At 34.7% G+C, this 11,473-nt stretch carries 6 protein-coding genes and 1 pseudogene; 4 read left to right on the top strand and 3 right to left on the bottom strand.

Features of this window, described 5'->3' with window-relative positions:
• A pseudogene (locus P8H68_RS00425) lies at nt 1-485 on the bottom strand (hypothetical protein); the annotation flags it as partial.
• A 143-nt stretch (nt 486-628) separates the two neighbouring features.
• On the opposite strand from P8H68_RS00425, the gene P8H68_RS00420 reads away from it, so the two are divergent.
• The 4 genes from P8H68_RS00420 (at nt 629) to P8H68_RS00405 (ending at nt 2,410) form a co-directional block, all read left to right on the top strand.
• On the top strand, nt 629-832 hold the full coding sequence (locus tag P8H68_RS00420) for a hypothetical protein (RefSeq protein WP_300320153.1): 204 nt from the start codon (nt 629-631) through the stop codon (nt 830-832).
• A 123-nt stretch (nt 833-955) separates the two neighbouring features.
• Nucleotides 956-1,159, top strand: a complete 204-nt coding sequence (locus tag P8H68_RS00415) for a type II toxin-antitoxin system Y4mF family antitoxin (RefSeq protein WP_300320156.1) — start codon at nt 956-958, stop codon at nt 1,157-1,159.
• Nucleotides 1,156-1,491, top strand: a complete 336-nt coding sequence (locus P8H68_RS00410; protein ID WP_300320151.1) for a HipA N-terminal domain-containing protein — start codon at nt 1,156-1,158, stop codon at nt 1,489-1,491. Before P8H68_RS00415 ends, P8H68_RS00410 begins: the two co-directional genes overlap by 4 nt.
• Nucleotides 1,492-1,513: 22 nt before the next feature.
• Nucleotides 1,514-2,410, top strand: a complete 897-nt coding sequence (locus P8H68_RS00405) for a HipA domain-containing protein (protein WP_366144913.1) — start codon at nt 1,514-1,516, stop codon at nt 2,408-2,410.
• Nucleotides 2,411-2,867: 457 nt separating this feature from the next.
• Here P8H68_RS00405 and P8H68_RS00400 read toward each other — a convergent pair whose 3' ends face one another.
• Nucleotides 2,868-3,644, bottom strand: a complete 777-nt coding sequence (locus P8H68_RS00400) for a LuxR C-terminal-related transcriptional regulator (RefSeq protein WP_300320145.1) — start codon at nt 3,642-3,644, stop codon at nt 2,868-2,870.
• Between the two features lie 400 nt (nt 3,645-4,044).
• Nucleotides 4,045-11,220 carry a PA14 domain-containing protein gene (locus tag P8H68_RS00395; protein WP_300320142.1) on the bottom strand — a complete coding sequence of 2,392 codons (7,176 nt, stop codon included), beginning with the start codon at nt 11,218-11,220 and terminating at the stop codon, nt 4,045-4,047.
• Nucleotides 11,221-11,473: the final 253 nt, after the last annotated feature.

The following is an 11,473-nucleotide window of genomic DNA, read 5'->3' as shown; positions in this document are numbered from 1 at the left end:
CCTGTAGGCCCAGCAATTCTAATTGCAGGAGAAAAAGTAGGAATGTTAATTTCAACTTCTCCTGTTACGCGATCATAAGAAACGTCATGAGAAGCAAATAATGTAGATCCTAGTTTTGCATTCTTATTGAAGTCAAAATTTTGTATCAAACCAAAATCTCCATCTTGGATAGTTCTTTCTCCTCTTGCATTGGCCGTATCTGTTTTTACGATTTTCAATAGATCCGTTGTCAATCTACTTACAACACGTTTGTCTTTTGCGTTTTGTAAAAGAACACGAATTGCATTTCTAACAACCTTTCCACCTTTACCCGCTCTTCCAAATTCTGAGCCGTTTTCACGAGTTCGTTGGAACGCTGGGTCATTTGCTATTCTAGAAGCCTCAATACCTCCTTTAGCACGAGCTAAGTGTCCGTCTGCACTTTTGTAAAAAGAAATATCTCCGATAGTTCCTTTTAATTTGATAATACCTGTTTGTTTAGCCATGATAAAATATTTTTAAGTTTCAACAAAACACCGTATTTTTAAGTAAGAAATCAAAAAGCAAAAGACATTCAATCCGATAGACGTTATTTATACCGATAAAGAATAGTTACTCCATAGCAAAGGCATGGATAAAGTATGAAAACATGAAAATAGTTAGAGCTTGTATTTACCCAAAAGACATCCAATGCATCACCGGCAGAAGTGAACGCTATGGAAGAAAACTATTGAATAAAATTAAAGTGTACTTCGGGAAGGAATCTCATCAGTTTATTACTTCAGAAGAGTTCTCAGAATTCAGCGGTATCAAACTAAAGATTATAGAAGACTACCTTCAGAAAGTTTCATAAAACTCCATATTAATTAAGCTTCTTTTTTATATGTTTTCACATATATTTTATCCATTTAAGTATATTTTTATATCTATTTACATATAATTAACTATATTTGTATAGTATTATATTTAAAAACATATAATTATGCTTTCAGATTTTGTAAAAGAAAAAAGAAAAGAGTCGGGATTGACACAAGAAGAATTTGCAGATAGGGTAGGAGTTGCTTTAACGGTAATTCGTAAAATAGAACAGGGTAAAACAAATTTAAACATGGATAAAGTTAATTTGGTTTTAGGGATGTTCGGACATGAGTTGGCTCCTCTTAAAAAAGTTAATCTATGAGACAAGCTCAGATATTATACGGTGATATAAATGCAGGAATTTTAACGGAAACAGATCATGGAGAATATACTTTTGAATACAATCAAAATTATATTGAAAACTATCCAAAGCAGTTTATTTCTTTTTCGTTTCCTGTTACAGCTACTATTTATAAGGAAAAGCGATTGTTTCCTTTTTTTGAAGGCTTAATTCCAGAAGGTTGGTTGCTGGATATTGCAACGAAAAATTGGAAAATTAATTCAAATGATAGGATGGGACTTTTATTAGCTTGTTGTAATAACTGCATTGGAGCGGTTAGTGTACATCCATTAAAACAAGATAGAGATGAATAAGTGTTTGTATTGTTATAAAAAATTGAGCGTAGACGAAATTGATTTTCATAGGGCTTGTAGTGTTCAGTTTTTCGGAACAGAACTTCCTCCAGAGTTAAATTATTCTTTGAATGACATGAAACGTTTGGCTGAAGATACAATACAAAGAAGTATTTCGGTTCCAGGAGTACAACCAAAATTATCAATGGATTTTAGTCATGGCTCATCGCGTTTGACAGTTGTTGGGGCTTTAGGAGGAAATTATATATTTAAACCGCCTAATAAAGACTATTCGGAAATGCCAGAGAATGAACATGTAACCATGCGTATTGCTGAAGCTTTTGGAATTCAAGTGGTGCCCTCTAGTTTGATTCGATTAAAATCAGGAGAACTATCATACATCACCAAAAGGATTGATAGAACAAAGGATGGTAATAAAATACATATGTTAGATTTATTTCAAATCACAGAAGCTTTTGATAAGTATAGAAGTTCTGTGGAGCGAATAGGCAAAGCATTACATAGCCATGCAGCGAATACACAATTGGATAAGTTATTCTTTTTTGAATTGGTTATCTTCTGTTATTTAACAGGGAATAACGATATGCATTTAAAGAATTTTTCTATGATTGAAAATCAAGGAGTTTGGAAGTTAGCACCGGCTTATGATTTATTAAATGTATCCATAGTAAATCCAGAAGATAAAGAAGAAATGGCGTTAACACTAAAAGGTAAAAAGAGTGGTTTTCGAAAAAAACATTTTATAGAGTTAGGTGAGTCATTACTGCTAACGGAAAAACAGATATTAGGTGTCTTTAAACGATTTAACAAAAAGCAAGCATCAGCTAAGAATTGGTTAGAAAATTCTTTTTTAAGTGAAGAATTAATAGAAGCTTATAATAGTATTTTAGATAAAAGATTTTCTTCTGTAAAACACTAATAAAATTATGTTTTGGAAAACAATGGTATCAATTTATTATTCCAAAAATTTTCATAATTAACGAACGTCAAAACTTACTATTTGAACAAAAAAGAAGTGCTTTTACTAATATGTTTTGGTCTGTTTTGTTCTCTTTTAATACATGAAAAGCCAAGCAGTTGATAAACTGTGCAAGGCGTATTTTCAAAATGGAGTGTGTTAAGGATATGTAATCCTTCTTTTGAGAAAGCTTGCTTGAGTTCTTTTTGAAAACAGAAAAGCCAAGCAGTTGATAAACTGTGCTAGGTATATTTTCAAAATGGAGTGTGTCAAGGATATGTAATCCTTCGTTTGTGTAAGCTCGCTTGATTTCTGTTTTATAAGAATTGTATTTCTGAATGTTTGATTAAAACATTCTAGTGAGTATACCATTGTTAATCGTTTGGTGTGAGACAAACTCTATTTTTTTCTGTGTCACTTATATAATTCCCTCACGGATACATTTGGTGACAAGCTCAGTAATATTTTTACAATGAGATTTTTTTAAAATATTTTTTTTGTGGGTATTGATAGTATGAGGAGATAAATTAAAATGTTCAGCCAGATTATTAAAATCATAACCTTCTGATATTTTTCTAATGATTTCTTTTTCTCTATTCGTGAATAATTTCACAAATCGATCTCGCATAAGCGTATATTCTTCGTCTGTTTCTGTTGAGAAGTAGGAAGGACTTGTTTGACTAATAAAAGAGACTTTATGATCAATAGGGATGTTTAAATGCGTAACATCGGTATGAATACCAATTACCTGTTGTATTTTGCCATCTTCTGATACCGTCAATGTTTTAACTTGGTGAAGGATGGTTCTATAATCTCCTTCAGCATTTTTTAATCGCATTAAGTATACAACCTTGTATTTGAGCATTTCCTCTTTGGTTATTTTGTTCAGGAAAAAGTTCAATACTTTTTGTTCCTTTTGATGCATTCGAGTCAGATCGTCGGAATGCATCAGGTCTAGTATTTTTTCAACAGAGAAATCAAGAGGGTTGATACCGAGTACATCATCTACAGATGGGTGTACATATTCCATTTTTATATTTTCAAAATTTAAAATGTAATAATAGTAAGTACCGATGGTAAATAGAGATGCAATTTGATCAACAAGTTCGAGATAAAGTTTTTGTTTTGTAGGTTTAAGAACTTTGTTATCGGTTTCCCAAACTTTTTTGATTTTAGCGATACTCGTTTCTTTCATGTGGGGCTAGTTATATTTATGAAAAATGAATATAGCCAATTATAGTTAAATATACCCCATATAGGGTATATTATGTGTTGTTTATTTGAATTATATTTGTGTATGACTTTTTAATGCTGTTCGTATAAAAAATAGAATTTCAAATTCAGTACGTGTTTTTTAACCAAACGATAGAGGTGAAAATAAATTATCTTTCTGATGTACTTGGCTAAAGAAAAGGATTGAAAAATCATGAAAAAGAGGACTAGGGGTAGTTTAGCTTTGAAAACCGGATGTGGTAATAAACATCCGGTTTTTCTATATGATAGAAGTTTTTCGAAGTGTGACTAATCTTTGGGATTAATATGAGTTGTGAGGTGGAAAACGAATAAACGTCCCCGTCCTTCCTTAAAAATTAGTTTTAGTAAATAGCTATCTTATGTTTTATAACGCCTTCAGAGGTGTTTATTTGAATAATATAAATATTTTGAGCTAAATCATTTACGTCAATATAGGATGGAGTAAGGTCAAAATCAAAAGATTTTTGAACAATTCCAGAAACAGAAATTAGTTTGATTTCTTTTATGTCGATATTTTCTGGATTGATAAACTTGATTTTCTTCTCGCTATCTGAATAGTTGACAGAAAAATTAATATCAAGTGGAATGTCTGTATTTAGTGATTCCTCTTCCGATTGTTCCTTAAAGACGATTGAGAATCTGTCGGTGTAGCCCCCTGGTTCTAACATCAATTCAACAGAGTTCTTCGAAATTTCATACGAAACTTTGTCAATTTTATCATACAGATATACAGCTCTTTCTAAATTTCTCTGATCATCTACTAAAATCCTTACGGGTTCTTTTTCATCAATAGAAATTGAAAAAGGAAGTTCTAATGCATCATGAATAAATTCTACTCCTGCGATAGAAAATTTTGTTCCGTTCTCTTCAAATTGCCAAAATGCATCTGTAGGTTGCACGTCATAGGCATAACTGTCATATCCATAATCCAATTCAAAACTATGTCTATCATCAAAAGTAGCACCTATTTGGCGATGAATATTCACACCAGATTCATTGTTGTATTCGAATCCAATTTTTAAATAGGTTCCAATCTCAGTCTCGCTAAAATTAGTTTGTTGATTTTGATTCTTTGATTTTTTACCTTTCCCTTTATGGAATACTGAATCTCCTCCGTTGATAGATTGGAATTTTCTTTGAGAATTTTCAAAGGTTATGTCTCCTGCTATCATAGCACCAACATAAAACGCCTGTCCAACCGCAATGTATTGACCTGGTGCATTATAATCGTTTAAGTCGCCCAAACCATCAACTCCCGAAGTAGGGGTTTTAGCTGCTACAGAACTACCTAGATTTCTCGTAGAATATCCTCCTTTGTATCCAGCTATATTGTGACCCTCTGTGGATCCTTCAGCACTTTTGACTTCTCCGGTATGTTCCCAGAAATATAAAGTACCACCATTGATAATATCAGCATTATCTGTAATGAATTGAACGGCATCTAAAGCAGAAGGATAGGGGTTGCCGACCAAACTATTTGTGTCTTCATCAACACTGATTTTAATAGTTCCGTCATTCGGCTTTCCAACAAATGTGAAGTTTTGTGGACTTCTTCCTGTACTTTTCATTGTAAAACCTTCACCACGATTGATGATACCTGTATCTTTTTTCTGTTTCCATTCAGCGGAAGAACTTCCATTGATATAGGTCCAAATCCAGTAATTAGCTATGGTAATTGGATCCGTTGTTGCACCATCATAACTTTCTGTATAATCAACAAAGTTGATGTCTTTTGGAGTTGAAATGGCTGAAGTTGGGGTTGTTCCGTCTTTCATAACACTTCCTACTCTAAAGGTCGATTTTTGAATCTCTACAACGGGAGAAGACCAATAATGATATCTATATACATTATCTACCGTTGCTTGTTGATCTCTGTATACTTTTCCATTACCTTCTACATTTGTTTCCAGTAAATGCGTTTGTACAAGTTGAGCGTCACCAATCATCCTGATATCTCCATCTAAAATAAAATCTTCATCAAATTCTAAGTATTTATCCTCAGCAATTGTAAGCTCAGATCCATCTTTTATCCAAACACATTCCACGATAGCGTCTTGTGCTAAAAGAGCATGGTTGTTCGATGATTCAGAATCAATTACCATCACCTTGTCTTTGTCTGCAAGATTGATGCTTGCTGAGCCATCTCCTGTACTTCCTCCAGACCATAAATTTGAGTCTCCATTCCAAAATATACCATTAACTTCAGCATAGCTAAAGTATTTAGTACCATTGAAATTATAATCGGCAACATATTGCAAAGAGCCATTCAAAGTTTTTTCAGTCAGTGGTGCATAATGTACGTTTATGAGGAAATCCTCATCATCCGCAACTTTAAGTACTTTTTGAGTGTACCCTGTATTTAAAAGGTTATCAACGGTTGATTTGTCAATCGCAACTTCAACTGTACCGATAGTACCATTCTCAACAATCTTCCAAGTTCGATTCAAATGTTTTTCGGGTGCACATACCAAAATCTCAGTTGTTGTTGTAACCAAACTTCCATTGTTGTTACCCCAAGCTAAAAAGTCTTTGTTGGCATTAAAATCATTGTTGTTTAAAGCGTTCGTATCGAATATGGCAGATAAACCAATAGTAATTAGAGCATCGTCATTAACGGATTTAGATTGTTTTTGATTCAATACCATACCATCGTCTCTACCAATAGCAGCGATGTCATTATGGAAATCACTGTTATTCGTAAAGTTCCATATTTTGGTTGTAAGATCGGAAAGCACATAATCACCTTCAATAATACTTCCGCTATTATTGGTGGAATTCAGAGTAAATCCATATTTGATTGCCAAGTAAGATTCTACTTGTTGTTTTTTACTTAAGCTATGTTGCTCACTAAACAACATTACCTCGGCAACACTACCGTTTATGGTTCTTGATGTAAGTCCACGATCACTACCAATCCAATAATCATAGGCATTGTTAGAGAAGTTGCTTACAAAGATATTTGATATCAGCTCGTAATTTGCAGGTCTTAAATGGGCTGTTAATGTAACACTCAATCCGTTAGTGTATTGATCACCTCCTGTAGCACCAGTTGCCGTATAGTTGTTAATTCCATCGTCATAAACATAAGTACCATTACTTCCATGTCCTAAAGCAGTACCGGTATTTGTGAATGGGGTTGTCCAAGGTTCAGAAGAGACATCGTTGTATACAAGATATATAGTTCTAGGATTTAGATTTCCATTATATGTTAAAACATCATTGTTGTTTGCATTGAATGTAACAACAGGATTGAAATTTAGATTGTTCGCTGTTAAAGTATTGTTGGGTCTTGTAGATCCAGAACCAGTAAAATCGGCATTTGATTCCGTTTGATCTTCCCAGGTGTCTACATTGTCGCCAGTTGACGAAACTCCAATATCAGCTCTAAGCCAGAGTGTGTTTCCTTCAACGCTAGGTGTTACAGCATCCTCAATTGAATCTCTGTAATCTACATCTTGAGTAGCAACATCTGAGTCTGTATCAGGAAGGTTTGTCGAAGGTGAATTCAATTCATCGTTAACATCAAATCCATCATTTACATCAGCACCTTCAAAATTATCATCCAGTCCATCACCATCCGTATCGGTACCACTGATAGTATTGGAAGCTCCATTTTCTTCAATATCAGAAGTGCCATCATTATCTGAATCAGAATCTAAAAAATCAAAAATAATATCGTTATCGACATCTGTATTGACCAATGTAAGATAGGAACCACCTTCTGTGGTTTCATAATTGTCATCAAGACCATTTGAGTTTACATCAGTAATTCCAGCACCTAACCCACTTGGTGAGATGTATGATAGTGTGCTTTGAGCCTCTATGTTATCTGGAATACCATCGTTATCCGAGTCAATATCCAAATGATTCGGTATACCGTCTGAATCTGTATCTAAGTTACAAGATGCATATAGAATGTTAAAAGGCACAGTTTGTTTTGAAATAGATGAACTAGAATATTCTACATTCATAGATTCGTTTCCGGTTTTTTCAAAATACAAAACAGTTATAGGGTATATACCTGCTGAAAGGGTAATATCCCCAGATTGTTCATTGTTTGCTGCATGAAGGCCATCGTGATCTACAACATATTGGCCATTAATATAAATGATAGAACCATCATCTGAATTTAAGTAAAACGTATAAGTGTCTGCTGTAGTAATTTCTATAAAACCTGTGTAGCGTATAGAGAAAGTGTCAGTATCAAATTCGGTTATTGCAAGCTGTAGGTCAGCAATGTCAAAATCATTCACGATGCCTGTGGCAAGTGGGTTGGCAAAGGCAATGTCATCAACTGAGTCGGTAGAGGGGGAAGAATCATAAAATTCATAATTCAATGAACCTAAATTGCAGGCTTCTTTTTCGGCATAATCTAAAATCCCATCATTATCATCATCTACATCAATGTCATCTACAATACCGTCTCCATCTGTGTCAATACCAGCAGAGATGTCTCTATAGTCCAGATCTCCACTAACTGTTTCGACATCTCCGTCGGTGTCCGTTAGTACTTGGGTAAAAGTATCATCATATTTTCCGTTTACATCAGAGTAGGAGTCTTCTAAGCCAGCTGTATCAATTGTGTCTGCTAATCCATTTCCTCCAACGACACCGTCAAAGTCGCCGTCATTCCCATCGTCAGTAAGTCCTGCTCCAGACTCAACGATATCATAAATACCGTCGTTGTCTGAGTCTAGATCAATGTAGTCAGCCTCATCAATACCGTCTGTGTTTGTAGGAGTAAGTCCGCTATTATATGCTAAGTCAATCCCAAATAAACTATAGCTACCTGAAGGCGCAATGTAGTCAGCTGTAGATTGTGCTTCAATATTATCAGGAATACCATCATTATCAGCATCAAGGTCTAAAAAGTTTGGAAAAGAATCATCATCACTATTTATTGGAGTAATTCCGTTTCCGTAGGCTAGGTCGATTCCAAAAGAACTATAATCTCCGGAAGGAGCTATGTAAGTACTTGTGTTTTGAGCTTCAATGTTATCAGAAATACCATCATTGTCAGAGTCTAAATCCCTAAAATCAAAAACAGTATCTCCATCTGTATTTGCAGGAATACAGAATGAAAAGTCACCGATAGCCATGTCATGTGTTCCGTTAGGGTCATTGGTGTCTGTGTTGCTAAAAGTAATAATCAGTTTTGAAATCCAAACAGGTAGATTTGTAAAATCAATATTACCTGCATTTGAGAAACTTGCTGCAGCAGATGTTCCTTCGAACACATTTCCACTTGTTACTACCTTTGTATTGCTACTACCAACTAAATAGTCAGCAGCTTGCATTTCATATAAATTTCCGTTATAGTCTAAAATTGTAATCTCAACATTATCTTTAGAATCCGTGTTTAAATCGATATCATGTAGAGAGAAACTTAGATTGTAGATAGGAGCATCAAAAGAGAAGGTATGTGTTGAAGATCCGTTTTGAACCGCTGCTTGAGATATGGTATAACTGCTATTGTTACTTAGGAAATTGTTTACTTTAAAATTATTATCGGTACTGATTCCTGTATATCGAGTAACGGTAATTCCTACATTGTCAATTATTTTTGTGTTGTCTGTAGCAACAGGGTCGTCTCCTGAATCAACTGTTGCGGCACCATTAGTGTATAATGTGGTCCAAAGTAATTGAGAATTAGAAACGGCGCAAGATCCAAACTCTACTAGATCGGTAATACCGTCGTTATCATCATCTAAATCGACCGTATCATTTACGTTGTCATCATCGTTGTCGTTGTTTGATATATTATCCCTAAAATCAACATCACCACCAGCAAGAACATCTTCATCCGCATCTGGAAAGTTGTCTGTTTGTGAATTATCGTAGTTTCCTTGAGGGTTTGAGTAATCATCAGAAAGTTCATAGCTTCCATCTAGCCCATTCATACCAAATATATTCAGTAAAGTAATGCCAGCCTCTTCAGTGTCGGTAAGTCCGTCATTGTCCGAATCAAGGTCTAAGTAGTCGACAGCATCATTAGCATTGTCAGAATTTACCGGTGTCAAACCTCCAGAATAAGCTGTGTCTAATCCTGTTATATCGTATACTCCGTTAGGAGCAATATAGCCTACCGTTGATTGAGCTTCAATATTGTCAGGAATACCATCATTGTCTGAGTCTAAATCTTGGTAATTAGGAATACCGTCTCCGTCTGTGTCAATATGGCCAACAATAGGGTCTGTATAAGATGAGTTACAGCTAAAGTCAAGCATCGTTTCACGATTTGTAGGGCCTACAGAATTTGCGGTTTTAGAAATAAATCCGAATCGGACTTTGTATTCTGTATTACTAGGATGCACCGTCGTGTAGTTTACTTCTGGGTAATCTGGGGTTACACCTCCACGCTCAGATCCTCCAGCTGTACCAACAAACCAATCCCCATCTCTAGAGAATGAAAGTTGTGTATCGCTATTATAAACATAAATAGAAGGGTTTAGTGACCAAGATTGCTCGTTGTAATTATTGTTACCATCAATATCGTTGAAACTAGCATTGAAATCATTCAACATATAGGGGGTACTAGTACCTGATGCTACAAAATTGAAAGTATATTCTACATAAACTTGTGTTCCAACTCCCGATATAGTTAGTCTACTGTTTGCAACGATAGAATTTGGGTATTCAGAATCATTATCAAGAGCTCTTAATTCAAGGTTGTTAAGTTCGGAAATTGTTACAAGAGCATCAACACCACTTAGCACGTTCGAAAACCTGAATACATCTCCTTCATCAAAGGTGCTATTAAAGCTTCCAGACTCTTGAGTAGCTCCCGTGAATGTAAGTTCTTCAATACCTTCGCAAGATAAAATGGCACTGTTGGTGTAATTCTGTTCCTCGGTATCAAGAATACCATCATTATCATCATCAACATCAATGTTATCAGGAATACCGTCGTTGTCATTGTCATTGTTCGGTGTTACTTCTCCAGTTATTTCAATATTATCTATGTAAAAAAATTCGTCGTTATAGCTAATTTGGCCTCTGAATCTTATATAAGTGTTTGCGCCACCTGAAATGGGAAGTGCTTTTACGTAACTACCTGTGTTTTCTACTTGCCCTGGACTCATTACTATGTTTCCTGAATCTGCAATGTTTCCTTGGAATGTGTCAAGGAAAAGCCAATCAACACCTCCATTAATTGAATATTCGATATAGACATAATCAGAATTTTCCATCAAGCCAGATCCTCTATAATCAAAGTTAAGTGTTGCTGATGTGTAAGTAGATAAATCAACTTGTCGAAAGATATTGGCAGCATCGGCTGCAGCCCCACCAGTAGAACCTGTGATTAACAATTCGTTGTTGACTATGGAAATTACTCCGGTGGAAGAATTTGCGTCATCATCATTCTCTGTCCAGTCACCTGTCCATCCTGAACCAGAAGTATAATTGTTATTAGACCAGTTCTCTGTTGCGATACTTGTTTGACCTATAGTAGTATTGGAGCAAAACACTAATACAGAAACGAACAAAATTTTATATAATATCAAATGATTTCTCATTAGTAAAAATCTTATCATTAATGGTTAATATCCTGGAAAACAAGTGTTTTGTTTAGGGGTATCCAAAAAATGTATGCAAAAATATCTAATTATTTATAGAGAACTGTCTTCATTTGTTAAATTGTAAGCGTGAAAAGTACAATTATAAACGTATGTTTATTTTGTGTTAATATTTGAGCAAAAAGTGTTAAAATCTAAGTAGGTTTTTATTGTGTTTTGATACTAAATTCTGTTTTAGTAAATTACATATTTA

Origin of the sequence: Flavicella sp. (assembly GCF_029238425.1) — a bacterium.
GTDB lineage: Bacteria > Bacteroidota > Bacteroidia > Flavobacteriales > Flavobacteriaceae > Flavicella.
Note: the sequence above shows the minus strand (reverse complement) of the source record. Positions and strands in the feature narration are given on the sequence as shown.

Bases quoted from the DNA above. Each gene is read 5' to 3' on its own strand.
- P8H68_RS00395 (WP_300320142.1), bottom strand. From the start codon at position 11,220: ATGAGAAATCATTTGATATTATATAAAATTTTGTTCGTTTCTGTATTA.
- P8H68_RS00410 (WP_300320151.1), top strand. From the start codon at position 1,156: ATGAGACAAGCTCAGATATTATACGGTGATATAAATGCAGGAATTTTA.
- P8H68_RS00420 (WP_300320153.1), top strand. From the start codon at position 629: ATGAAAATAGTTAGAGCTTGTATTTACCCAAAAGACATCCAATGCATC.
- P8H68_RS00400 (WP_300320145.1), bottom strand. From the start codon at position 3,644: ATGAAAGAAACGAGTATCGCTAAAATCAAAAAAGTTTGGGAAACCGAT.